Source organism: Dactylosporangium sp. CS-047395 (assembly GCF_050942185.1).
In the GTDB taxonomy this organism is placed as follows: Bacteria; Actinomycetota; Actinomycetes; order Mycobacteriales; family Micromonosporaceae; genus Dactylosporangium.
Genome location: NZ_CP192015.1, coordinates 5,942,833 through 5,966,143, shown reverse-complemented (window position 1 = coordinate 5,966,143; position 23,311 = coordinate 5,942,833). Strand labels below are relative to the sequence as shown.

The following is a 23,311-nucleotide window of genomic DNA, read 5'->3' as shown; positions in this document are numbered from 1 at the left end:
GTCGCGGTTTTCTCCGTCAGCCCGTGCCGTACATGCGGCGGAGCCAGCGGTGCGCGAACGCGCGGGCCTCGCGTTGGCGGTCCGGGTCCGGGCCCTCGTGCAGCACGTGCACGGCGTGGGCGTGCAGGGCCCAGATGAGGCTGCGCACGGCGGTGTGCGGGTCCGGTTCGTGCAGGATTCCCTCGTCGTCGGCGGCGGCGAGGATGTCGGCGACGCGGTCGTACAGCGGCGCGGCGTAGCGCTCGTCGAGCCCCTCGTGGCCGGTCGGGTCGAGCCAGCGCCGCAGCCACAGGCCGGTGTTCTCCGGGTGCTCCTCCAGGAAGTCGACGAACGTGTCGACCAGGCGGTGCAGGGCCGGCAGCACGGCGTCGGCGCCCTCCGGCAGGGCCAGGCGGGCATCGGTCAGCGTCGAGGCCAGGTAGCTGCGCTCGGTTTCGTAGATCAGGCCGAAGCAGGCGTCGTACAGGGCCGCCTTTCCTCCGGTGTGGTGGTGCACGGTCGCCACGTCGACGCCGGCGCTCTCGGCGACCTGGCGCAGGCTCACCGCGGCGAAGCCGTGCCGGGCGAACAGGCCCACGGCCACGTGCAGGATCGATTCCCTGGTGGCGGCCCGATCGGCCAGCCGGGGGCGGCCCGGGCCGCGTTTGGGGGTGTCGGTGCTGTGCATCATCGCCTAGTATCCATCAACCGTTGAATAAATGGGGGCGGCATGGCCGGCACGCGACTTCCCCGAACCGGGTTGGCGGCGTTCGCCACCGGATCGTTCGGCATGGGCATCTGGATCACGGTGCCGGGCCTGCTGCTGCTCTACTTTCTCACCGACGTGCTTTCCGTGCCGCCCCTCCTCGCCGGCACCGCACTGCTGGTACCCAAGATCGCTGACGTCGTCCTGCACCCGTGGGTCGGCACCGTCTCCGACGCCGGCCTGGCCCGCCACGGCAGCCGGCGCCGGCTGCTGTTGATCGGCTGCGCGCTCGTCCTCGCGTTCGTGACCCTGTTCGCGGTGCCGGGCGGGCTCACCGGGCCGGCCGCCGCCGCGTGGGTCGCGGTCGCGTTCGTCGCCGGGAACCTGCTGTTCGCCGCGTACCAGGTGCCGTATCTGTCCACGCCGGCCGACCTCGCGATCGGCTACCACGAGCGGACCCGGCTGATGGGCTTCCGCATGGTCGTGCTCACCGTCGGCATCCTGGCCAGCGGGCTCGCCGCGCCGCTGCTGACCGGACGCGACGAGCCGACCCGCGGTGGGTACGCCACCATGTCGATCGTGCTCGGCGTGCTGATGCTCGCCGCGATGCTCGTCGGCGTCGCCGGAGTCGGCCGCCTCGCCGCCGCGGCCCCGCCCAACCCGGAAACCCCGCCGCCCGCGGACCGGCCGGTCGCTGAGGTCCGGCGGCCTGAGGAAACCCCGCCGCCCGCGGACCCGCCGGTCGCTGGGGGACTGCGACCCGCGGAGGCGCCGCTCGCCGTCGCGGCCCGGCCGGAGCGTCGGCTGAAGGCCCACGGTCTGCTGGTGGCGCTGCGGGATCGGCAGTTCCGGTGGCTGATCGGCTCGTACCTGGCCATGTCGACCACGTCGCATCTGGTGCTCGCTGCCGTGCCGTATTACACCGAGTATGAGCTGGGGCGGCCCAAGCTCACGACCGTCCTGGTCGCCGCGTTCCTCGCCCCCGCGCTGCTGGCCACGCCCGGGTGGGTGGTGCTCGCGCGGCGGTACGGCAAGCAGCGCGGCCTCCTGCTCGCCCAGGCGGTGTTCGTCCTCGGCTGTCTGGTCCTCGCGGCCGGGGACTCTGCCGGCGTCCCGGTGCTGGTCGGTGCGGTCGCCGTGCTCGGGATCGCGTTCGCCGCGCTGCAACTGCTGCCGTTCTCGATGCTGCCCGACGTGGTCGCCGCCTCCGGAAGGGCGGAGAGTGCGGGCAGTTACACCGGCGTGTGGACGGCGACGGATTCGCTGGGTGGCGCGCTCGGACCGTACGTCTACGCGGCCTGCCTCGCGCTCGGTGGCTTCGTGGCCGGCGGCGACCCGGCCGATCAACCTGGCTCGGCCGTCACCTGGATCCGGCTCGGCTTCGGCGTGGTTCCGGCTGCCCTGATGCTGCTCGCACTGCTGATCCAGCGCCGCTACCGCCTCGACGGAACGGCGCAAACGGAACCCGCCACCTGAGCAAACCGGCAGAACGCAACAAATCGCAAACCGGCGCCGATGAAGCGACCAAACCGGACGCCGTAACCGACAAGCGCCGGCGCCGATCAAGCACACAAACCGGACACCGCAGAAGAAAAGCGCCGTGGCCGAGCAGCGCCGTGGCCGAGGAACACGCGCAAAGCAAAGTGCGCTGGCGGCGAAAAGCGCCGACAAAACGGTACAAGCGAAACACACTGCGTGACCGCAGGGCCAACAACCCGGGTTCGGGCGGACGGCCCGACCCGCCGCCGGTAGGCTTACGCCAGCGCGTCAGACTTGATTGATTCCAGAAACTGCACGAGACTCGGCCTGACAAAAGAGCGAACCAGGAAGAAGGACCGACGTGTCTGAGTACGACAAGGACGCGACCGAGAGCACCAGCGAGAGCGAGAACCCGGTCATCCCGGCGCCGACCGCGAAGGCCGGCAGCCCGCGGACGAACCGCGACTGGTGGCCGAACCAGCTCGACCTGTCCGTGCTGCACCGTCACGGGCCGCGCAGCAACCCGCTGAACGAGGACTTCGACTACCGCGCGGCCTTCCAGGGCCTCGACGTGGAGGAGCTCAAGCGCGACCTCACCGCGCTGATGACCGACTCCCAGGAGTGGTGGCCCGCCGACTACGGCCACTACGGACCGCTCTTCATCCGCATGAGCTGGCACGCGGCCGGCACCTACCGCACCACCGACGGCCGGGGTGGCGGCGGCAGCGGGGCCCAGCGCTTCGCGCCGCTCAACAGCTGGCCCGACAACGCGAGCCTGGACAAGGCGCGCCGGCTGCTGTGGCCGGTCAAGCAGAAGTACGGCCAGAAGCTGTCCTGGGCCGACCTGCTGGTCTTCGCGGGCAACGTGGCGTACGAGTCGATGGGGTTCCAGACGTTCGGCTTCGCCTTCGGCCGGGAGGACATCTGGGAGCCCGAGGAGATCTTCTGGGGTCCCGAGGACACCTGGCTGGGCGACGAGCGCTACAGCGGCGAGCGTGAGCTGGCCGAGCCGCTCGGCGCCGTGCAGATGGGCCTGATCTACGTCAACCCGGAGGGCCCCGGCGGCCACCCGGACGTGCTGGCCTCGGCGCGCGACATCCGCGAGACGTTCGGCCGGATGGCCATGAACGACGAGGAGACCGCGGCGCTGATCGTCGGCGGGCACACCGTCGGCAAGGCGCACGGCGCGCACAAGGCCGACCACCTCGGCCCCGAGCCCGAGGGTGCCCCGATCGAGCAGCAGGGCCTGGGCTGGAAGAACCAGGCCGGCTCCGGCGTCGGCGTCGACGCGCTCACCTCGGGCCTCGAGGGCGCGTGGACCAACTCGCCGATCCAGTGGGACAACGGGTTCCTGGAGAACCTGTACGCGTACGAGTGGGAGCTCACCGAGAGCCCGGCCGGCGCCAAGCAGTGGAAGCCCAAGGAGAACGCCGGCGCGGACACCGTGCCGGACGCGCACGACTCCTCGCGCCGGCACGCCCCGATGATGCTCACCTCCGACCTGGCGCTGCGCTACGACGCCATCTACGGGCCGATCACCCAGCGCTGGCTGGAGCACCCGGAGGAGCTCGCGGCGGCGTTCGCCAAGGCGTGGTTCAAGCTGCTGCACCGCGACATGGGCCCGGCCGCCCGCTACCTGGGCCCGTGGATCCCGGCCGAGCCGCAGCTGTGGCAGGACCCGGTGCCGGCCGCCCAGGGCGAGCCGATCACCGAGTCCGACATCGCCGCGCTCAAGGCCAAGCTGCTCGACTCCGGCCTCACCGCGAACCAGCTCATCTCGACGGCGTGGGCGGCGGCGGCGAGCTTCCGCGGCACCGACAAGCGCGGTGGCGCCAACGGCGGCCGGCTGCGTCTGGAGCCGCAGAAGAGCTGGACGGTCAACGAGCCCGCTCAGCTTTCGTCGGTACTCCCCGTGCTCGAGCAGATCCAGCAGGACTTCAACGCCGGCGGCAAGCACGTCTCGCTCGCCGACCTGATCGTGCTGGGCGGCACCGCGGCCGTGGAGCAGGCGGCCAAGGACGCCGGCCACGACGTCACCGTGCCGTTCACCCCGGGCCGCACCGACGCCTCGCAGGAGCAGACCGACGTCGACTCCTTCAAGGTGCTCGAGCCGCGGGCCGACGGCTTCCGCAACTGGGTCCGCGACGGCGAGAAGCTGCCGCCGGAGATCCTGCTCGTCGACCGCGCGTACATGCTGAACCTGAGCGCGCCGGAGATGACCGTGCTCGTCGGCGGCCTGCGCGCCCTCGGCATCAGCCACGGCCAGACCCAGCACGGCGTGCTCACCGCGACGCCGGGCAAGCTGACCAACGACTTCTTCGTCAACCTGCTCCGCATGGGGACCACCTGGTCGGCGTCGAAGGACGAGAACGTCTACGAGGGCCGCGCCGCCGACGGCAACGTCACCTGGACCGCGACCGCCGTCGACCTGGTCTTCGGCTCGCACTCGCAGCTGCGCGCCATCGCCGAGGTCTACGCGGCCGACGACGCCAAGGACAAGTTCGTCCGCGACTTCGCCAAGACGTGGGCGAAGGTCATGGACAACGACCGGTACGACATCTAAAAAAGCGCGAACCGAGAGCCGGATCTGCCCGAGGGCGGGTCCGGCTCTTTCGCATGTATCAGGCCGCCACCCGCGCGCGTCTACCCCTCAGGACCGGAGGGGGCGGCGATGGACGACTTCGACCCCGAGGAGACCCTCGGGCGCATCCGCGCAGGTGACGCGGCCGCGTGGGAGGAACTGACCGGACGGTACTCCAACCTGCTCTGGTCGATCGCCCGCAGCCTCGGCATGAGCGAGGCCGACGCCGCCGACGTCGTACAGACGAGCTGGCTGCGGCTGCTGGAGCACCTCGACGGCATCCGCAACCCCCGCCGCCTCGGCGCCTGGCTCGCCACGATCGTGCGGCACGAGAGCCTGACCATCCACCGCCGGGCGGCGCGGCTGCAGGTCGGCGCGCCCGACGAGCCGGAGGGCTGGGACGGCGTGGTGGCCGTGGCCGATCCGCTGGAGGACGGGCTGCTGCGCGACGAGCGCGACGCCGCCCTCTGGCACGCCCTGGGCCTGCTCCGCCCGACCTGCCAGCGGCTCATGCGGGTGCTGATGGCCGATCCGCCGCCGAGCTACGCCGAGATCGCGGCCGCGCTGGACATCCCGATGGGCAGCATCGGCCCGACCCGCCAGCGCTGCTTCGCGTGCCTGCGCGAGCTGCTCGACGGCGACCTGTTCGACGAGTCCCGCCCCGCCGACACCCGGAAGGGGTGAGGGTGATGTCGCCCGAAGACACTCGCTGGCAGCAGGACGTGCTGGTCGCGTGCCGGCGCATCGCCGCCGCCGTGGACCCGCCGCCGGGGCACCTGCTGCCGGCCGCCCGCGCCGCGTTCCTGCTGCGCGCCCTCGACACCGAGATCGCGCTGCTCATCGCCGACACCAGCGTGGAGCTGGGCGTGGACGCGTACGAGCCGGTGCGCGCCGAGCCGGAGACGGCACCGGGCCGGTGGCTGCTGTCGTTCGAGGGCGGCGGCATCGCGGTCGAGCTGGAGATCGAGACCCGCGACGGGCGGCTGCGGCTGATCGGGCTGCTGTCGGGCGCGGCCGCCGAGGACTGTTTCCTGGAGTCGGCGGGGGACTGCCGGCCGGTCGCCGTCGACGAGCTGGGCCGGTTCCTGGTCGAGGACGTCAGCCACGGCCCGATCCGGTTGCGCTGCCGGGCGGTGGACAGCGCCCGGGTGATCACCACCGCCTGGGTGACCGTGTGAACGGGTCAGTGGCCGGGTCAGTGGCCGGGTCAGTGGCCGAGCGCGACGAAGGCGAGGGCGGTGGCGAGAGCGACCGGTTCGCCGTCGCAGCCGGCCCGGGCCTCCGCCAGTGCCTGCCCGCCCGGCACGCCGGTCCGCAGGCCGGCGTGGACCCGCACCATCAGCGGGGCGGTCGCCGCGTCGTTCACCGGCACCACGCTGGCCAGCAGGCTCGTCGTGCCCAGCGGTACGAGCACGCTGATCATCCCGAGCAGCTCGTCGCCGGGCATCGCCGCGACCATCCCCGACTCGCAGCTGGACAGCACCAGCCGCCGCGGGGCCCGGCGCAGCCGGCCGAGGTCGTAGACGGTCAGCTTGCCGTCGGCCAGCCGCAGCGAGGAGAACAGCGGGTTGTCGGCCCGGAAGACGCCGTGGGCGGCGATGTGCGCGGTCGCCGCGCCGTCCACCGCCGCCAGGACGCGGGGCGCGGTCGCGGACTCGCCGTCGAGCACGACCGGCCGGCGGTACCCGGCGGCGATACGGGCCGCCTCCGCGCGCGTCCCGGCCAGCCCCGGGCCGACGACGATCACGGTGCGCCGGCGGGGGTCCGGCGGCAGCCGGCGGGCCCGCAGCCACAGCGCCGCCGACGGCGCGACGCACCAGGGCAGCCGGCGCAGGGCGGGCAGCATCCCCCACGGCACCGCGTGCAGCGGGCTCGGCGGGGCGATGACCACCGGCCGGCCGTCGACGTCGGCCGCGGCCGGGCCGAGCACCGCCCGCTGCAGGCAGTCGCCGGCCCGGTCCAGCAGGTCCTCGCTGCCGCGCGGCGGACGGCCCCGGGCCAGGCGGCGCAGCAGGAACCGGGCCAGCTCGACCTCCCGCACCGCCGCGGCGACCGGGCCGACCTCGTGCAGCCGGGTCCGGCCGTCCCGGGCGGTGACCGCGAACAGCGTGCCGTCGACGGCGACCAGCTCCACCAGCAGGTGCCCGTCGAGCCGGCCCAGAACGTCGTCCGGGTGCGCCCCGGCCGCGGCGGCGTTCCCGGCCCGGCGCTCGGCCGCCGCCCGCCGGGTCCGGGCCCGGATCGCGGCCTCGAGGCGGCGCCGGTCGTGCTCCAGCGAGCCGGTGCCCGCCCCGGACGCGCGGGCGCGGTCGATCCGGTTCATGATCAGGCGCAGCGCGGCCAGGTCGGCGGCCAGCTCGGGCTCGTCGGCCGGGCGCAGCGGCGCGGGGGCGAGGGCGCCGGCCCGCCACCGTTCGCTCCAGCGCAGCAGCATCCTCGCGTCATCGCGGCGTACCGCATGCCGCTGCCCGATCGCCGCCAGTTCCGTGCCGTGCGCGGCGGCGTGGATGCGCAACTCGACGGCCCCGAGGCGCTGCTGATGCTCGGCCGCTGCGGCGAGGCCCCGCCGGCACGCGGACAGCGCCGCCGCCGTCCGGCCGTGCGCGTCGGCCCGAAGCGCCCTGGCCAGCCAGCCCGCCGCGAGCCCGTACGGCGGCCCGCGCAGCCCCAGCCGCGCCGCCCGCGCCAGGTGCCGGTCGGCCTCGGCGAGCCGTCCGCCGGCCGCGGCGAGCCGGCCCGCGAGCATGTGCGCGGCCCCGGCCTCCTCGGCGTGCAGCGCGTCGAGCCGGTCGGCGATCCGCGCGGCGTCGGCCACGGTGCGCCCGTCGCGGCGTCCGGCGTCGTGGCGGGACTGCACGAGCACGAACGCGGCCCGGGCGGCCCACCACTGCCGGTGCTGGGCCTTGAACAGGTCGCGGGCGGCCCGGGCCCGTTCGGCGGCGTCGGCGGGGCGGCCGGCGGCCTGGGCGGCGCGGGCGGCGAAGAACAGCATCTCGGCCCGGTCGGCGCTGCGCTCCCGCAGCCGGGTCACCCCGCCGTCGGCCAGCGCCAGCGCCTCGGCGGCCAGGCCGGCCGCGACGAGCACCCGGCACCGGTCGAACACCAGGTCGGACACGGTGGCGCCGAGCCGGGTGTAGCGCTCCTCGGCCTCGTCGAGCCGGGCCAGGGCGGCCGGCAGGTCCCCGGCGAGCACGGCCAGCTCGGCCCGGTTGTGCACGGTGAAGGCCAGCTCCAGCTCCTGGCCGGTGCGGGCGAAGAGCCGCTCAGCGACGGCCAGGTCCCGCTCGGCCCGGGCGGCATCGCCGAACGTGACGTACACGCCGAACCGGTTGCTGCGCGCCCGCGCCTCCCACACCAGGTCGCCGTGGCGGTGCAGCAGCGGGATGGCGCGGTCGAGGTCGGCGAGCGCCTCCTCGCGCCGGCCGAGGGCGGCCAGGACACCGGCCCGCCGCAGCCGCGCCCGCCCGGCGGCCAGCCCCGTGCTGGCCACGACCGCCGCGTCGAGCGCCGCGAGCCCGGCCGCGGTCCGCCCGGCCAGCGCCAGGGTCGCGCCGAGCGTGCCCTGCACGTCGGCCACCCGTTCGGCGTCGCGGGCGCTGCGGGCCAGCCGTAGCGCCAGCCGCGCCTGTTCCAGCGCGTCCGGGAACCGTCCCGCGTCGCGCAGCACGATCGCGCGGGCCTGATGCGCCACCGCCGCGCGCCCCGGACCGGCCCCGCCGGCGAGCAGCCGGTCCGCCGCGGCCAGTGCGTCGGCCGGGCGGGACAATGCCAGCCGCAACAGCTCCTCGCCCTCGGGCACGCCTCTCAGTGTGTCCTACCCGCACGCCCAATCGAAGGAGTTTCATCCATGACGGCAACGAACTGGCCGAGCGCGAGCGAGCCGCGCTCGGCGGCCGAGGCCCAGTCCGCCGCGGTGCTGCGCGACTACGGCGATTACGTCGAAGCCGGCCCGCCGGACTGGCGGGAGCGCGGCGGCATCCGGTACTACGTCCGGCGCGGCTTCGTGCTGGTGCGCGACGAGTACACCGAGCGGGCCCGCGCGATCCTCGGCCAGGTCGACCTGCCGCCGGTCGAGGCGCCGGACCGCCCGCGCACGCAACGGCAGCACCGCCCGGACGGCGACCGGGAGCGGCTGCTGCGGCCCCCGGTGGACGGCGACGTCGTGCACGGCCTGCGGTACATCGGCATCGGCCGCGACCGCAGCGTGTTCGGCGCGCTGGCGGCCCTGCGCGCCGGGATCCGCAGCGGCGAGGACTTCACCCAGGAGCCGCTGAGCCCGGCCGACGTCGGCCCGGAGCACCTTATCCACATCACCGACCACAGCGGCATCTGCCCGGCCGACGAGCCGTCGTTCGTGCTGGACCAGACCCCGCCGGACCCGCCGCTGTGCGAGGACCGCGAGGCCGGGCGGGGCGTGCGCGTGCTCGTCATCGACACCGGGCTGGACCACAAGACGGTCCAGCGGCGGCCCTGGCTGGCCGGCGTCACCGGCGATCCCGATCCGGGCGTCGGCAACGGTACCCTCGCCCGGTACGCCGGCCACGGCACGTTCATCGCCGGCGTCATCCGCGCCGTGGCCCCCGCGGCCGAGGTGATCGTGCGGGCCGGGCTGCCCGCGTACCTCATCGCCGGTGAGACGAACCCGCCCGGCACCGCGTTCGAGCGGGACCTGGTGGCGGCGCTGCAGCACCACCTCGCGCACGACCACCCCGACATCATCAGCCTGTCCGCCGGATCGCAGACCGACGAGCCGGCCAAGCTGATGGTGCTCGAAGCGTTCCAGCGCCGGATTCTCAGCCAGTACAAGGGAATCGTGGTCGTTGCGGCGGCCGGCAACGACAGCGACCGCGCCCCGTTCTGGCCCGCCGCCGGCCCGTGGGCGGTCGGCGTCGGTGCGCTCGCCGCCAACTGGCGCTCCCGCGCCAGTTTCAGCAACTTCGGCGCGTGGGTCGACGTCTACGCGCCGGGCGAGCGGCTCGTGAACGCGTTCCCCAGCGGGACGTACAGCTATCAGGAGCCGCCGCGCAGCAACAACACGCAACGCTTCGACGGCATGGCCGCGTGGAGCGGCACCTCGTTCTCCACGCCGCTGGTCGCCGGGCTGATCGCCGCCCGCATGTCGTACACGGGGGAGAACGGCCCGGCCGCGGCGGCCGCGCTGATCGCCCAGGCCCGCCGCGACGCGATCCCCGGCGTCGGCGCCGTACTCCTGCCGCCCGAGCGCCGTATCAGCCGCCAGGGGTGCGACGTCTAAGCAGCGACGACTCACACTTGGGGGGATCCATGAGTTTGACGCAACAGTTCGGCGTCTTCGGCGCCCTCGGCCAGGCGGGGGTGAACAAGGCGCTGGCGACGTTCCTGACGGTCCGGCCGCGGTACCTGCACTACGCCTCGCCGCCGTTCGCCGGCACCACCTCGGTGGCGGTGACGGCGATGAGCCCGATCGCGTTCCCGGGCGTGCCGGGCGGCATCGCGTGGGCGGTCGACTTCACGCTGCCGATCGTCGACCTGTTCCCGGCCGACGCCGCGCTGCCCGCACCGCTGACCCTGCAACAAAATCAGCTGGCCGTCACCACCCAGGCCACCATCACCGTCGGCTGCCTGCGCGGCGACCCGAAGGACGACCGGCACCAGAGCGTGACGCCGGTGCGCACGACGCTGGACGTGGTGGCGCTCGGCCACCCCGTCAGCCGGTACTTCTCGCCCGGTGTCGGCGACGTCGGCCTCGTCGTGGACCAGGTGGCGATCGAGAAGGTCGAGCCGCAGACCCTGGCCGGGCTGCTCGAATGCCTGGTCCGCTCGCTGCTCAACGGCGCGCTGAGCCAGGTCCGGCTGCCGTTCGACGTGATCGACGGCGGGTTCTTCAAGCTCGTGCTGCAGTCCGGACCGGCCGTCGCCGACGACCAGGTCAAGCTGTGGGGAGGCGTGGCCTGATGCCCACCGACGTCATCACCGCCGTCGACGAGACCGCCGCCAACATCCTGCTCGCCCGCAGCGAGGCGGCGCTCGGTACGCGGACCGCCGCCGACTCGACCTCGTTCGGCCCGTTCGGCCTGTCCTGGAGCGCGAGCGCCAACCTGACGGGCGGGGTCATGTCGTTCGTGGCGCCCGGTACCGTCGCCGTCGACGACATCGCGGTCAACTACAACCTGTCGCTGAAGCTGACGCTCGACCTGAGCTTCCTCGACTTCTGCCTGCCGCGGATCTGCATCCCGACCCCGTTCGGCGATCTGTGCACGCCGAAGATCTGCCTGCATTTCCCGACCATCACGGTGCCGCTGTCGTTCAGCGGCACGGCGATCGTCTCGGCCGACTTCGGTCTGTCCGCCGCGCTCGTCTCCGGCGACTGGGTGGTCTCGATCGTCATCCAGCAGGTGCGCAAGCTCGATGTCGGGCTCGCCGCGACCGCCCTGGTGACCGCGATCGGCGCGGCGGTGGTGGCCGCCCTGGCCGCCGTGCCGTTCATCGGCCCGCTGCTGGCCCTCGCGGCCGGCGTCATCCTGGCCGCGTTCGGGGTGGCGGCGCTGACCGGCCTGCTCGACGACATCGTCAACCTGTTCCTGGCCGGGCTCAGCATCGAGCTGGCCCGCCGCCCGCAGGTCGTCGTGCTGCCCGCCAATGGGCCGAACGATCCGCCGGTACCGTTCACCGTCACCGCCCTCGCCGCCGAAGTCCAGTCCACCGACGAGGACGAGCTCGTCCTCAGCGCCGACATGTGAGAAGGGAGCGGCTTTCCGATGCACACCCTCGACAGCAGATTCCTCAGCCGGACCGACTGCTTCTCCTACCGCTTCGCCACCCCCGGCACGTTCTGCTACGACGTGTCGCCGCTGCCCACGCCGTCCACGATGGACGACTTCGCGGTCCGGGTCGCCTCGCGGGACGGCCAGTCCCAGCAGCAGCACCACGTCACCGTGTCCAGAGTGGACGGTGCGCTGACCGCGTCGCCGGCCCGTCTGGACGTCGCCCTCGGCGACCTCGTCACCTGGTCGGCGGACAGCTCGGTCGGCACCGGCTACGCGATCCGCGGCACGCTGGGCAAGGCCGCCGTCGACTCGGCGGCCCTGCACGACGACTCGGTCTTCACCCACGCCTTCGGCCTGCCCGGCACCTACGAGTGGGCCGACGCCAACGGCAGCGGCCTGCGCGGCGTGGTCCACGTGGCGGAGGCCAAGGCCCTGGGCAAGGCGGGCAACGGCCACCGCTCGGAGTGGCAGCGCGCCCTGGCCCGCGGCACCCTGATCCACGTCCGCGGCGCCTCGGCGGAGCCGGCCGAGGTGTCGATCCAGGTCGGCCAGACGGTGTTCTGGGCGGTGCAGGACGCGCCCGGCATCACCATCACCGACGTGTCGTTGCTGCGCTGAGCCTGCCGCGGCGGCCCGCGATCAGCGGGACCGCGGCCGTGAGGACGAGGGCGCCCACCAGGAACGCCGGGTGGGCGCCCGCCGTGTCCGCGGCGCGCGCGACCGGGTTCGGAAAGCCGAGCCGGTCGGCGAGCCACCCCGTCGCGGCGACGGCGGCCAGCGCGGCACCCGCCAGCCGGACGGCCCGGCGGTGGCGGGAGCGGGCGGCGACCAGCAGCGCGGGCAGGGCGAGCGCGACGAGCAGCAGCTGGACGAGCTCGATGCCGAGGTTGAAGCCGAGCAGGCTCACGATCAGGCTGCCCGCCGACAGGTGCAGCTCGGCGAGGGTGAACGCGAACGCCAGCCCGTGGACGAGGCCGAACAGCCCGGCGATGAGCGGCTCGCGGTCCGGGAACAGCGGCCGCGCGGCGTGCCCGGCGCCGACCAGGATCGTCACCGCGATGGCCGCCTCGACCGGGCGGGCCGGGAGTTCCAGGCGGGTCAGGGCGCTGACGGCCAGGGCGATCGAGTGCCCGGCGGTGAACGCGAGCGTGACGGCGCCGATGCGCCGGAACGCGGTCCGGCCCGATCTTGCCCGGAACGCGGCCGGGATCAGGAGCACCAGCAGGAACAGCAGGTGGTCGGTGCCCTCGACGATGTGCCGCGCCCCGAGTCCGAGCATCGCCGGGAAGCTGCTCCGGTGCCGGTCCAGCGTGACCGTCAGGTCCGGCACCGCCATCGTCCGCGGATCGACCGCGATCACGCCGAGGGCGTCGCCGGAGCGGGACGCGACGAACACGGTGTGCGTGACGACCTGGTGGACCACGGCGTCGTAGCCGAGCGTGAACCGGCCGGTGCCGGCGCCCGGCGGCGGGGTGAGCACGGCGTCGGCGCGCAGCTCCCGGTACGGGCCGGTGTCGGCCTGCTCGTCGCCGGTCACCGTGACGGCGCCGATCGCCACCGTCCACGGGGTGCCGTCGAGCGCTCGCGGGTGCAGGTGGTCGTGGAGGTACCGGCGGAGGCCCTCGAGGTCGGCCGGCCCGACGCCGCTGGCGAGCGCGAGGTCCTCCACCGGGACCTGCAGGCTCGCCGCGACCGTCGCGCCGCGCGGGTCGAGGGTGACGATCGAGTGCGGCATCGGGTGCGCCACCGCCCGGCCCGGGACCGGGACCGCGCCGCAGAGGGCGGCCAGGACGAGCAGGAGCAGCCGGCGGCTCATCCGAACGTGAACTCGCCGCCGTAGTCGCGGGTGTGGTCGCGGTACACCGTGTGGTAGTGGATCTGGTTCTGCAGCACCACGCCGTTCTGGCAGACGAACTCGACCCAGACGCTGGGGCCGTCGATGCGGACGTAGTCGGCGTGCTTGGTCAGGCCCAGGGTGCCGGACCAGGCGACGTAGGTCTGGTCGAGCTCCGACTCGTAGGTGCTCATGAGCGCCGCGGCCGTCGCGTCGTCGGCGTTGCCGACCCACGGCTCGATCGCGGCGAGCACGAGCTTGCGCTGGTCGGCGGTGAGCGCGCTGACCGCCACGCCCGCCTTCTTCGCCGGGAACTGGCCGTCCTTGCCGGGGCCCATGAGGACGTCGCTGTAGGACTCGGTGAGCTTGGCGTTCTCCTGCTCGGCCGTCGTCAGGCCGGCCTCGAGCGCGGCCATGGCGTCCTTCATGTCCCGCAGCGGCGCGTGTCCGGTGCCGTCGGCGTCGGTCCAGCTGGTCGGTTCGACGCCGACGAAGAACGGGGTCGCGCCCTCGACCTTGCCCGCCTTGTACGTGAGGTTCACGGCCAGGTGGTGGCCGCCGAAGTGCAGCTGCCAGGTGCCCGTGGTGCTGGGCTCGCCGAGGAACGCCAGGTAGTAGTTGCCGCTGTCGTACCCGCCGAGGCCGCCGCCCCCGCCCGGACCGCCCGACCCCCCGGGCATGCCGCCGCCAGGGCCACCGGAACCGCCGGGGCCACCCATACCACCGGACGGCATGCCACCGCCGGGGCCGGACGAGCCCTGCACGCTGCCGAGGTAGCCGTCGGCGGCGAAGATCTGCTCGACCCGCTGGTACCCGGTGCCGGTGCCGGTCCCGAGCGCCGTCGCCACGACGCTCCTGCCCGCCGCGACCTGCTCCGCGTCGAGGTCGCCGAACATCACCCCGGGCCGGCACGTCGAGCCGCACGGCAGGTTCGACCACGCGACCGCCTGGTCCTTGGCGAAGTCCAGCTGCGCCGACGCCTTCTCGTCGTTGCCGAGCGTGGCCAGGAACGCCTTCGCGGCCTCGACCACCCCCGCGACCGTCCTGGGATAGGTCTTCCCGCTGGCCGTGGCGGTCGGCGAGGAGCCGGTGTCATCGCCGGAGCCGCAGCCGGCCAGCACCAGGGCGCACGCGGCCAGACCGGCCGCGACGCGGAGTCGAGAGAGCATATACGCAGCGTAACGATCGACATGCGCACGTGGGTGATGATCTGATGGATTCCGTGAGTGACTGGAACACGAAGATCATCGAGGAGTTCCGCGCCAACGGCGGCAAGGTCGGCGGCCCCTTCGCGGGCGGCAACCTGCTGCTGATCCACCACCGTGGCGCCCGCAGCGGCACCGAACGCGTCAACCCGGTGGCCTTCCTCCCCGACGGTGACCGCATGGTGATCATCGCCTCGGCGGGCGGGGCCGACAAGAACCCGGACTGGTACCACAACCTCAAGGCCCACCCCGACACGACCGCCGAGGTCGGCACGGAGGAACTCGCCGTGCACGCGGCGGAGATCCTCGACGAGGACTACACGGCGACCTGGGACCGGGTGGTCGCCCGGATGCCCGGCTTCGCCGACTACCAGACCAAGACCAGCCGGCGCATCCCGCTGATCGCCCTGACCCGGCGCTGACCCCCGCACCCTCCCGACCTTCTGACCCCAGCAAGGCCCTGACCGCCGCCGCGCCCTGAGCGCGGCGGCGTTGTCGTTGCCGCCCCGGAGGGCCCCGCAGACGGGCTAACGGAAAACATTTACAAAACCCCCGGGCGTTGTTAGCTTTCCTTAGGGATCGACGAAGGTCGTTGGTCCGCATCTCGCCGCCGCTCCCGCCAGAGCGCATCCGCGGCGCAATACCCCTCACTCCTGGTCAGGAGGCGTATCGTCGTGCGTCCACATGCCCGAGGACGGGCCCTGACGGCCGCGGTGGCACTCGCCGTGGTGGTCGGGACCGTGCAGTTCAGCGCCGTACCCGGCGCCAGTGCCGCGGTGGCCGATCCCGCCGCCACCGTCAACACGCTCATCGGGTCCGCCAACTCCGGTGAGACCTTCCCCGGCGCCGACACCCCGTACGGCATGGTGCAGTGGAGCCCGGAGAACACCCGCGGCGACCAGACCCGCACCCCGCAGCCGGGCGGCTACGACTACAACGTGACCCGCACCCGCGGCTTCAGCCTGACCCACATGTCCGGCACCGGATGCGCGGGCGGCTCCGGCGACGTGCCGTTCCTGCCGTACCCCGGCACCGTCACCTCCTCGCCGTCGTCGGACAGCACCGACGCCACCTACGGGAGCAACTTCCAGCACGCGAACGAGACGGGCACCGCGGGGTACTATCGCGTCGGTCTCGACTCGGGCGTGAACGTCGAACTGTCGGCGACCACCCGCACCGGGGCCGGGCGGTTCACCTATCCGAGCGGCAAGACGGCGTCGCTGCTGGTGCGCACGTCCAACTCCGAGGTCGGCAGCAGCGCGGCGACGACCACTGTGGACAGTGCCAACCGGGCCATCAGCGGCTCGGTGACGAGCGGCAACTTCTGCGGCTACATCAACACCGAGGACCGGCGCAGCTACTACACGCTGTACTTTTACGCCGCCTTCGACAAGCCCTTCGCCAGTACGGGCACCTGGACCGACGGCACGCTCGCGGCCGGCTCCACCAGCTCCAGCGGCGGCACCACCTACGGCACCGCCGGCTGGCCGCCCGCGGGCAAGGGCTCCGGCGCCTACGTCTCCTTCGACACCAGCTCCGGGCAGGCGGTCGGGGTCCGGGTCGGCATCTCCTACGTCAGCGCGGCCAACGCCAAGGCCAACCTCGACGCCGAGAACCCGGCCGGCACCTCGTTCGACACCGTCCGGACCCGGGCCCACGACGCCTGGAACGCCGAACTGAACCGGATCGCCGTCACCGGCGGGACGAGCGCGCAGCAGGGCACGTTCTACACCGCGCTGTACCACTCCCTGCTGCACCCCAACGTGTTCAGCGACACCAACGGGCAGTACCGCGGCATGGACCAGCAGGTGCACACGGTCTCCGGCGCGCAGAAGGCCCAGTACGCCAACTTCTCCGGCTGGGACGTGTACCGCGACCAGGTCCAGCTCGTGACGCTGCTGCGGCCCGACGTCGGCGCGGACATCGCCCAGTCGCTGCTCAACCAGGCCAACCAGAACAACGGCGTGTGGGACCGCTGGACGCACAACCAGGGCGGCACGCACGTGATGACCGGCGACCCCGGCCACGCCGCGGTGGCGAGCATCTACGCGTTCGGCGGCACCACGTTCGACGCGAGCGGCGCGCTGAGCTCCATGGTGCACGCGGCGACCACGGTCACCGCGGCCGACCTGAGCCGCACCGGCTGGAACGTGATGGTGGTCGGCGAGCGGCCGTCCCTGGACAAGTACCTGTCGATCGGCTACGTCCCGTCCGACGGCAACGCCTGGGGCGGCGCGGGGGAGACCCTCGAGGACGTGTCGGCCGACTTCGGCATCGCGCAGCTGGCCGGGCGCCTCGGCGACACCGCGAACGCGGCCACGTTCCTGGGCCGCGCGCAGAACTGGAAGAACGTGTTCAACCCGGCGACCGGCTACATCCAGCAGCGCAACTCGGCCGGCGCCTGGCAGTCCTTCGACCCGGCGAGCTCGGACGGGTTCGCGGAGGGCAGCAGCGCGCAGTACACCTGGATGATCCCGTTCAACGTGAACGGCCTGTTCTCGAAGATGGGTGGCAACGCCGCGGCGGCCGCGCGCCTCGACACGTTCTTCCACAACAGCGACGGCAGCTGGGCGCTGTCGAAGGCGGGCGGCGCGAAGTCGGATCTGGCCAACGAGCCGTCCATCGGTACTCCGTGGCTCTACAACTTCGCCGGCCAGCCGTACAAGACGCAGCAGACCGTGCGGCAGGTCGTCAACACGCTGTGGTCCAACGGCCCGGGCGGCATTCCGGGCCAGGACGACCTCGGCGCGATGTCGGCGTGGTACGTCTTCGCCGCCGCCGGCTTCTACCCGCTCACCCCGGGCCGCGGCGAGCTGCTGCTCGGCAGCCCGCTGTTCTCCCAGGTCGTGGTCCACCGCGGCAACGGCGCCACGATCACCATCAACGCGACCGGCGCGGCGACCAACGCGCCCTACATCCAGAGCGCGAAGCTCAACGGCGCCACCACGACCAAGGCGTGGCTGGCGGAGAGCGTGCTGAGCGCGGGCGGTACCGTCGACCTCACCCTCGGCACGACCGCGAACACCTCGTGGGGCAGCGCGGCCGCCGACGCCCCGCCGTCGTGGGACTCGACCCCGCCGGCGTCGACGAACCTGGCCCTGAACAAGCCGGCCACGGCCGACTCCTCCTGCAACACCAACGAGGGCCCGGCCAAGGCCGACAACGGCAGCGTCTCCGGCGGCACCAGCGACAAGTGGTGCTCGACGGGCAGCAGCAAGTGGTGGCGGGTCGACCTCGGCGCCACGAAGACGGTCAGGACGGTGACCATCCGCCACGCCGGCGCCGGCGGCGAGTCGGTGTCGTGGAACACCCGCGACTACGACGTGCAGGCCTCCACCGACGGCACCACCTGGACGACGATCGTGCAGGCCCGGGGCAACACGGCGAGCGTCAGCACCCACGCGGTCAACACCTCGGCGCGGTACCTGCGGCTCAACGTGATCAGCGCCGAGCAGTCGGGGACCGGCGGCGCGGCGCGGATCTACGAGTTCGAGGCGTACAGCTGAGCCTTCTGCGGCATCAGCGAACGGCGAAGGGAACCGCCGGCGGCTCCGTGCGCGGAGCCGCCGGATGGTTCCACAGCCCGCGGGCGTGCAGGATCGGCAGGACGCCCTCGCCGAACCAGTAGGCCTCCTCGAGGTGCGGGTAGCCGGACAGGATGAACTCGGTGATCCCGAGCCGGTGCAGGTCCTCGATCCGGTCGGCGACCTCGGTGTGGCTGCCGACCAGGGCCGTGCCGGCGCCGCCGCGGACCAGCCCGACGCCCGCCCACAGGTTCGGGGCGATGGTCAGCGCGTCGCGCTTGCCGCCGTGCAGGGCCAGCATGCGGCGCTGGCCCTCGGACTCGCTGCGGGCCAGGTTCGCCTGGACCTGCTCGACCGTGGCCGGGTCGATCCCGTCGAGCAGGTGCTGCGCCTGTGCCCAGGCCTCCTCGGCGGTGTCGCGGGTGATGACGTGCAGCCGGATGCCGGACCGCACGGTGCGGCCGCGCTCGGCGGCGAGCTTGCCGATCCAGCCCAGCTTCTCCGCGACCGCGTCCGGGCGCTCGCCCCAGGTGAGGTAGACGTCCGACGAGCAGTTCGCGGACATCCTGCGATGACGATCCTCGACCGGCGCCCGCGGACGGCCACGGCGCGATGCTCGGCCTGCTGACCGACCTCGCACTGCGCTACGGCGAGAGGAGGCTCCTGGCATGGCACCGGGGACTGCGGGCCACGTGACCACCGCGACCGCGGTGCGCCGCGCGTTCGGGGCCACCGTCGTGCTCGACGGCGTCGACCTGACCATCGGGCGGGGCGAGGTGGTCGCGCTGCTCGGCGCCAGCGGCTCCGGCAAGAGCACCCTGCTGCGCGTCCTGGCCGGACTGGATGCCGAGGCTTCCGGGGTGTACCGCACGCAGGGCTCCACCGCCGTGGTCTTCCAGGAGCACCGGCTGCTGCCCTGGAAGCGGGTGGCGGCGAACGTCGCCCTCGGCGTGCGCGGCGCGGACCTGCCCGCGCGCGTGCGGGAGGCGCTCACCGAGGTGGGCCTGGAAGACCGGGCGGGCGCCTGGCCGGCCGAGCTGTCGGGCGGGCAGGCCCAGCGGGTCGCCTTCGCCCGGGCCCTCGTGCGCCGCCCCGACCTGCTGCTGCTCGACGAGCCGTTCGGCGCCCTGGACGCGCTCACCCGCCTCAGGATGCAGGCGCTGTTCGGCCGGCTGCGGGCCCGCCACCACTTCGCCGCGCTGCTCGTCACCCACGACGTCGACGAGGCACTGCTGCTCGCCGACCGCATCCTCATCCTGGAGGAGGGCCGCATCGCCGAGGACCGCCCCGTGCCGCTGCCCCACCCGCGCGCGGCCGACGCACCGGGCTTCGGCGCCCAGCGCCGCGCGATTCTCGCCCGCCTGAACGTGCCCGCCTCACCCGGGGAGGCCTGACTTCCCCGGTACCGTGGCCAGGGTGAGCACCGAGCTTTCGCTGCCCGAGTTCGCCGACCCGCCCGCCGACCCGGTCCCGCTGCTGCGCCGGTGGGTCGACGCGGCAGCCGCGCGGGGGATCGAGCTGCCGGCCGCCGTCGCCCTGGCCACCGCCGACGCCGAGGGCCGGCCGTCCTGCCGCACGGTGCTCGTGCAACACATCCGCGACAACGGGCTCGTCATCGGCACCCACACGGTGAGCCGCAAGGGCCGCGACCTGGCCGACCGCCCGTACGCGTCGGCCACGTTCTTCTGGCGCGAGACCCTCCAGCAGATCCACGTCGCCGGCCCCGTGCACGTGCTGCCCGGCACCGAGTCCGACGCCCTGTTCGCCGAGCGCGCCCCGGTCGCCCGGGCCATGGCGGCCGCCTCCCGGCAGAGCGAGCCGATGCCCGACGAGCAGCTGCTGCGCGCCCGCGCGGCCGAGCTGGCCGCCGACGAGCCGGTCGAACGCCCGCTGATCTGGGTCGGCTACCGCCTCGCCTACCAGTCGATCGAGTTCTGGCACGACGAGCCCGACCGGCTGCACCGCCGGCTGCGCTACGACCGCACCGGCACCGGCTGGACCACCGTCCGGCTGCAGCCCTGAAGGCGGCATGCCGAGTTCATACTGATGTAGCCTGAACGGTATGACAACGGTCCGGTTCACCGTGTCCCTGCCCGAGGACGTGGCGGCCCCGCTGAAAGATCTCCCGCCGGGCCAGGTCTCGGCGTACGTGGCCGAGGCCCTCCGTCGCCGGCAGGCCCTGGAGCGCACGCAGGAGGCGCTCACCCGGGCCGGCCACCGGCAATTCGAACCCGATCCGGCCGATGCGGCCGCGCTGCGCGAGGAGCTGCGTGTTCCCGTGGATGTGCGGGACGAGACGATTGCGCGGTTGAAGGCGGACGGCATTCTGCCCGCCGGCTGGCAGCCCTACCAGTGATCGTCGAGGCCGTGCTCGACAGTGGCGCCCTGATCGCCTACGTGCATGGTTCGGAGCCGGTCGGCCGGCTGTTGTTCCGGGCGGCCGAGGACCTCACGGCGGTGGCCGTGCCGACCACCTGCCTGATCGAGGCCTACTCGGGCCTGCAGGGCGAGGAGGAGTTCGACCGGCTCCGGGTGCTGCGCCTGCTCCCCGCCATCCGCGTCGATGATGCACGGTCGAATGTCGACGGACCGGACGACCTGCCGCTCATCGGGGGCATGGCCGCCCGTACCGGCCGCGTCGGGGCGGCGCATGCGGCGCTCGTCGCGGCGAGTCACTCGGCCGCGGTCTACACCTCGCTCCCGCACCAGATCGAGAGCGTGCTGGGCAAGCGCTGGCCGATCGTCGAGGTCTGACCGGCTCCGTCTGGCCGGTCGGGCGAGGGACGCCCGGAGGAGGTTGGCGTCCGCAGGGTGGGAACGGGATGATGACGGGATGGTCGACGGGTCGGAGGTGCTGCCCTCCGCCGACGTGCTGGCGGTCCTCGACGCCGATCCGCAGGGGTGGGCGTTCGCGCGGGCGGTGCGCGCCGGTGGGGACATCGTCGACTTCGAGCTCGTCTACTGCAACGACGCCGGCGCCGGATACCTCGGCCAGCGGCGCGCGGAGCTGATCGGGCGGCGCTACCGCGAGCTGTGGCCCGACACCGTCAACGACACGACGCTGCAGTTGTACCGCAAGGTCGTCGAGTCGCGGGAGCCGGTCACCCGCACCGTGTACTACGACCGGCCCAGCGTGGCCGGGCACTTCGAGCTGTGGGTCGGGCCCAGCGGGGACGGGTTCGTGGCGCGGTTCGTGGACCTGCGGGCGGTCACGCTCGGGCCGCAGTCGGCGGGCGGGACGCGGCTCTACGAGGTGCTCGACGCCGCCTTCGACGGGTTCACGCTGCTGCGGGCGGAGCGCGGGCCGGACGGGGCGGTGCTCGACTTCGTGTGCGAGTACGTCAACAAGCCGGGTGCCGCGCTCACCGGGCGGTCCGTCGAGGAGACCATCGGGCGGCGGTGGAGCGAGCTGGCCGCGCCCGACGAGCGGGGGCACGGGCTGCTCGAACGGTTCCGCGAGGTGGCCGAGACCGGGCGGGAGTGGCAGGCGCAGCTGCGCTACGACGACCACGACCAGGTGTGGCAGATCGGCGCCGCGCCCGCCGGGACCGACGGCGTCGCCGTGTCGTTCCGGGACATCAGCGCGTTCGTCGGGCAGCAGGAACGCCTCGAGCAGAGCATGGCCGCCGCGCGCCGGGCCGCCGGGCGCAACGCCGCGCTGCAGGCGGTCACCACGGCGCTCGTGGCCGCGAGCACGGCCGCCGACGTGTACGCCGCGATCGGCGCCGTCCTGCGCCCGTCCGCCGGTGGCCAGGGCCTCGCGGTGCTGCTGCGCCGCGACGAGCACCTGGTGCTGCAGTACCACGCCGGCTACGAGGAGGCGGTGGTGGCGCACCTGCTGGCGGTACCGCTGCAGCATCTGTATCCGGCGACGGAGGTGGCGCGGACCGGCCGGGCCCGCTATCTGAGCAGCCTGCGGGAGTTCGTGGCGGCGCAGGCGGGCGAACCGGACCCGATCCCCAACGGCGGGCGGCAGGCGTGGGCGTTCCTGCCCCTCGCCGCGGCCGGTGACGTGCTCGGCACCCTGGTCATCGGCTACGGTACCCCGCGCGAGTTCGACGAGGGCGAACGCGCGAACCTCGCCGCGTTCGCCGCGGTGTGCGCCCAGGCGATGCAGCGGGCCCTGCTCTTCGAGGCGCAGCGCTCCATCGCCGGCGAGCTGCAACGCGCCCTGCTGCCGGCCGCGCTGCCCCAGGTGCCGGGCCTGCGCCACGCGGCCCGCTACCTGCCGTGGACGCACGGCGCCGACGTCGGCGGCGACTGGTACGACGTGATCCCGCTCGGCGACGACGTCGTCACCGTGGTCATCGGCGACGTCATCGGGCACAACGCCGCCGCCGCGGCGATCATGGGCCAGGTCCGCAACGCGCTGCGGGCGTACGCGGCCGAGCGGCACAGCCCGGCCGTGGTCATGCAGCGGGTCAACCGGCTGCTGCTCGACCTGCAGCCCGACGCCGTGGCCACCTGCTGCTACCTGGAGCTGCACCTCGCCGAGGGCACCGCGACCGCCGTGCTGGCCGGGCACCCGCCGCCGATCATGCGGGCCGCCGCCACGACCGACATCCTGCAGCTGCGCTCCGGGCCGCCGCTCGGGGTCAGCAACGACGTGGTCTTCAACGAGACCACGTTCCTCGTGCCGAGCGGGGCGGATCTGCTGCTGTACACCGACGGCCTCGTCGAGGACCGCCGCTACCACCTCGACGACGGCCTGGCCGACCTGCGCCGCGCCGTGCGGTCCGCACCCCCGGCCGACCCGGCCGCGATGCTCGACCACGTCCTGAACGCCGGCGTCGGCCCGCAGCCGCGCACCGACGACGTCGCCGTGGTCTGGCTGACCGTCGACGCGGCCGCCGGCGGGGCGGGCATCGCCCAGCGCCGCTTCCGCGGCGACGCGGTGAGCGCCTCGGCCGCCCGCCGCTTCGCCGCCGACGTGCTCATCGCCTGGGGCGAGCGCCGCCTGGTCGACGACACCCTGCTGCTGCTCGACGAGGTCATCACCAACGCCATCCAGCACACCGTCGGCGCCGTGGTGGTCCGCCTCGACCTCGTCCCGGACCGCCTGCGGGTCACCGTGGCCGACCGCAGCGAACGCCTCCCGCACCCCCGCCGCGCCGGCGCCGACAGCGAGAACGGCCGCGGCCTGCTGATCATCTCCTCGATCGCGGCCGCATGGGGCAGCGAGGCCCTCCCGGCCGGCGGCAAGGAGGTCTGGTTCGAGGTCGCGCGCACCGGTTAGCGGGCGCTACCCTCGGTGCAG

The 23,311-nt window shown here is 73.6% G+C and carries 19 protein-coding genes and 1 pseudogene; 15 read left to right on the top strand and 5 right to left on the bottom strand.

Translation table 11 applies throughout. The annotated features are described in order from the left end of the window. Positions 1 to 16 precede the first annotated feature (16 nt). Positions 17 to 670 carry a TetR/AcrR family transcriptional regulator gene (locus ACQP00_RS28115; RefSeq protein WP_433200068.1) on the bottom strand — a complete coding sequence of 218 codons (654 nt, stop codon included), beginning with the start codon at positions 668 to 670 and terminating at the stop codon, positions 17 to 19. A 39-nt stretch (positions 671 to 709) separates the two neighbouring features. Between ACQP00_RS28115 and ACQP00_RS28110 the strand changes: the two genes are divergently transcribed. The 4 genes from ACQP00_RS28110 (at position 710) to ACQP00_RS28095 (ending at position 5,923) form a co-directional block, all read left to right on the top strand. Further along, positions 710 to 2,161, top strand: coding sequence for an MFS transporter (locus ACQP00_RS28110; protein WP_433200065.1), 1,452 nt, complete (start codon positions 710 to 712; stop codon positions 2,159 to 2,161). 364 nt (positions 2,162 to 2,525) lie between these two features. Continuing rightward, on the top strand, positions 2,526 to 4,727 hold the full coding sequence (gene katG / locus ACQP00_RS28105; protein ID WP_433200062.1) for a catalase/peroxidase HPI: 2,202 nt from the start codon (positions 2,526 to 2,528) through the stop codon (positions 4,725 to 4,727). Between the two features lie 108 nt (positions 4,728 to 4,835). Continuing rightward, positions 4,836 to 5,429 (top strand): RNA polymerase sigma factor, encoded by a 594-nt coding sequence (locus ACQP00_RS28100; RefSeq protein ID WP_433200059.1) that lies wholly within the window; start codon positions 4,836 to 4,838, stop codon positions 5,427 to 5,429. Between the two features lie 5 nt (positions 5,430 to 5,434). Further along, positions 5,435 to 5,923, top strand: coding sequence for a hypothetical protein (locus tag ACQP00_RS28095; RefSeq protein ID WP_433200056.1), 489 nt, complete (start codon positions 5,435 to 5,437; stop codon positions 5,921 to 5,923). Positions 5,924 to 5,952: 29 nt separating this feature from the next. On the opposite strand, the gene ACQP00_RS28090 is transcribed toward ACQP00_RS28095, so the two are convergent. Beyond that, positions 5,953 to 8,544: a CHAT domain-containing protein gene (locus tag ACQP00_RS28090; protein WP_433200053.1), complete on the bottom strand. Its 2,592-nt coding sequence runs from the start codon at positions 8,542 to 8,544 to the stop codon at positions 5,953 to 5,955. 48 nt (positions 8,545 to 8,592) lie between these two features. Between ACQP00_RS28090 and ACQP00_RS28085 the strand changes: the two genes are divergently transcribed. From ACQP00_RS28085 to ACQP00_RS28070, 4 genes are read left to right on the top strand one after another with little or no spacing between them, the layout of a single operon-like run. Further along, a complete protein-coding gene (locus tag ACQP00_RS28085) occupies positions 8,593 to 9,999 on the top strand; it encodes a S8 family peptidase (RefSeq protein ID WP_433200050.1) in 1,407 nt (468 codons plus the stop codon). Positions 10,000 to 10,028: 29 nt separating this feature from the next. Beyond that, positions 10,029 to 10,679, top strand: coding sequence for a hypothetical protein (locus ACQP00_RS28080; protein ID WP_433200047.1), 651 nt, complete (start codon positions 10,029 to 10,031; stop codon positions 10,677 to 10,679). Further along, positions 10,679 to 11,464, top strand: coding sequence for a hypothetical protein (locus tag ACQP00_RS28075; protein WP_433200044.1), 786 nt, complete (start codon positions 10,679 to 10,681; stop codon positions 11,462 to 11,464). The genes ACQP00_RS28080 and ACQP00_RS28075 overlap by 1 nt, the downstream gene beginning before the upstream one ends. 18 nt (positions 11,465 to 11,482) lie before the next feature. Further along, positions 11,483 to 12,109, top strand: a complete 627-nt coding sequence (locus tag ACQP00_RS28070; RefSeq protein WP_433200041.1) for a hypothetical protein — start codon at positions 11,483 to 11,485, stop codon at positions 12,107 to 12,109. Here the strand turns inward: ACQP00_RS28070 and ACQP00_RS28065 are convergent. Then, entirely contained in the window at positions 12,084 to 13,307 is a 1,224-nt protein-coding gene (locus ACQP00_RS28065) for a HupE/UreJ family protein (RefSeq protein ID WP_433200038.1), read from the bottom strand. The two genes, ACQP00_RS28070 and ACQP00_RS28065, sit on opposite strands and share 26 nt — an antisense overlap. Continuing rightward, positions 13,304 to 14,494: a DUF3500 domain-containing protein gene (locus ACQP00_RS28060; protein ID WP_433200035.1), complete on the bottom strand. Its 1,191-nt coding sequence runs from the start codon at positions 14,492 to 14,494 to the stop codon at positions 13,304 to 13,306. Before ACQP00_RS28060 ends, ACQP00_RS28065 begins: the two co-directional genes overlap by 4 nt. 44 nt (positions 14,495 to 14,538) lie before the next feature. Between ACQP00_RS28060 and ACQP00_RS28055 the strand changes: the two genes are divergently transcribed. Beyond that, complete coding sequence (locus ACQP00_RS28055) at positions 14,539 to 14,952, top strand: nitroreductase family deazaflavin-dependent oxidoreductase (protein ID WP_433200032.1); 414 nt, start codon at positions 14,539 to 14,541, stop codon at positions 14,950 to 14,952. A 252-nt stretch (positions 14,953 to 15,204) separates the two neighbouring features. Further along, entirely contained in the window at positions 15,205 to 18,036 is a 2,832-nt protein-coding gene (locus tag ACQP00_RS28050; protein ID WP_433200029.1) for a GH92 family glycosyl hydrolase, read from the top strand. A 13-nt stretch (positions 18,037 to 18,049) separates the two neighbouring features. On the opposite strand, the pseudogene ACQP00_RS28045 reads toward ACQP00_RS28050, so the two are convergent. After that, positions 18,050 to 18,643: pseudogene (locus ACQP00_RS28045) on the bottom strand (LLM class flavin-dependent oxidoreductase); the annotation flags it as partial. A 79-nt stretch (positions 18,644 to 18,722) separates the two neighbouring features. On the opposite strand from ACQP00_RS28045, the gene ACQP00_RS28040 reads away from it, so the two are divergent. The 5 genes from ACQP00_RS28040 to ACQP00_RS28020 all read left to right on the top strand — a co-directional run bounded on the left by ACQP00_RS28040 (position 18,723) and on the right by ACQP00_RS28020 (position 23,290). Next, positions 18,723 to 19,448: an ABC transporter ATP-binding protein gene (locus ACQP00_RS28040; RefSeq protein WP_433200026.1), complete on the top strand. Its 726-nt coding sequence runs from the start codon at positions 18,723 to 18,725 to the stop codon at positions 19,446 to 19,448. Between the two features lie 22 nt (positions 19,449 to 19,470). Then, entirely contained in the window at positions 19,471 to 20,076 is a 606-nt protein-coding gene (gene phzG, locus ACQP00_RS28035; RefSeq protein ID WP_433200023.1) for a phenazine biosynthesis FMN-dependent oxidase PhzG, read from the top strand. A gap of 40 nt (positions 20,077 to 20,116) precedes the next feature. Further along, on the top strand, positions 20,117 to 20,410 hold the full coding sequence (locus ACQP00_RS28030; RefSeq protein WP_433200020.1) for a hypothetical protein: 294 nt from the start codon (positions 20,117 to 20,119) through the stop codon (positions 20,408 to 20,410). Beyond that, positions 20,407 to 20,808, top strand: a complete 402-nt coding sequence (locus ACQP00_RS28025) for a hypothetical protein (RefSeq protein WP_433200017.1) — start codon at positions 20,407 to 20,409, stop codon at positions 20,806 to 20,808. Before ACQP00_RS28030 ends, ACQP00_RS28025 begins: the two co-directional genes overlap by 4 nt. A gap of 79 nt (positions 20,809 to 20,887) precedes the next feature. Beyond that, positions 20,888 to 23,290 (top strand): SpoIIE family protein phosphatase, encoded by a 2,403-nt coding sequence (locus tag ACQP00_RS28020; RefSeq protein WP_433200014.1) that lies wholly within the window; start codon positions 20,888 to 20,890, stop codon positions 23,288 to 23,290. Positions 23,291 to 23,311: the final 21 nt, after the last annotated feature.

Bases quoted from the DNA above. Each gene is read 5' to 3' on its own strand.
- ACQP00_RS28075 (WP_433200044.1), top strand. From the start codon at position 10,679: ATGCCCACCGACGTCATCACCGCCGTCGACGAGACCGCCGCCAACATC.
- ACQP00_RS28110 (WP_433200065.1), top strand. From the start codon at position 710: ATGGCCGGCACGCGACTTCCCCGAACCGGGTTGGCGGCGTTCGCCACC.
- ACQP00_RS28030 (WP_433200020.1), top strand. From the start codon at position 20,117: ATGACAACGGTCCGGTTCACCGTGTCCCTGCCCGAGGACGTGGCGGCC.
- ACQP00_RS28070 (WP_433200041.1), top strand. From the start codon at position 11,483: ATGCACACCCTCGACAGCAGATTCCTCAGCCGGACCGACTGCTTCTCC.
- ACQP00_RS28055 (WP_433200032.1), top strand. From the start codon at position 14,539: ATGGATTCCGTGAGTGACTGGAACACGAAGATCATCGAGGAGTTCCGC.
- ACQP00_RS28060 (WP_433200035.1), bottom strand. From the start codon at position 14,494: ATGCTCTCTCGACTCCGCGTCGCGGCCGGTCTGGCCGCGTGCGCCCTG.
- ACQP00_RS28095 (WP_433200056.1), top strand. From the start codon at position 5,435: ATGTCGCCCGAAGACACTCGCTGGCAGCAGGACGTGCTGGTCGCGTGC.
- ACQP00_RS28080 (WP_433200047.1), top strand. From the start codon at position 10,029: ATGAGTTTGACGCAACAGTTCGGCGTCTTCGGCGCCCTCGGCCAGGCG.
- ACQP00_RS28040 (WP_433200026.1), top strand. From the start codon at position 18,723: ATGGCACCGGGGACTGCGGGCCACGTGACCACCGCGACCGCGGTGCGC.
- ACQP00_RS28085 (WP_433200050.1), top strand. From the start codon at position 8,593: ATGACGGCAACGAACTGGCCGAGCGCGAGCGAGCCGCGCTCGGCGGCC.
- ACQP00_RS28065 (WP_433200038.1), bottom strand. From the start codon at position 13,307: ATGAGCCGCCGGCTGCTCCTGCTCGTCCTGGCCGCCCTCTGCGGCGCG.
- ACQP00_RS28020 (WP_433200014.1), top strand. From the start codon at position 20,888: ATGGTCGACGGGTCGGAGGTGCTGCCCTCCGCCGACGTGCTGGCGGTC.
- ACQP00_RS28115 (WP_433200068.1), bottom strand. From the start codon at position 670: ATGATGCACAGCACCGACACCCCCAAACGCGGCCCGGGCCGCCCCCGG.
- ACQP00_RS28100 (WP_433200059.1), top strand. From the start codon at position 4,836: ATGGACGACTTCGACCCCGAGGAGACCCTCGGGCGCATCCGCGCAGGT.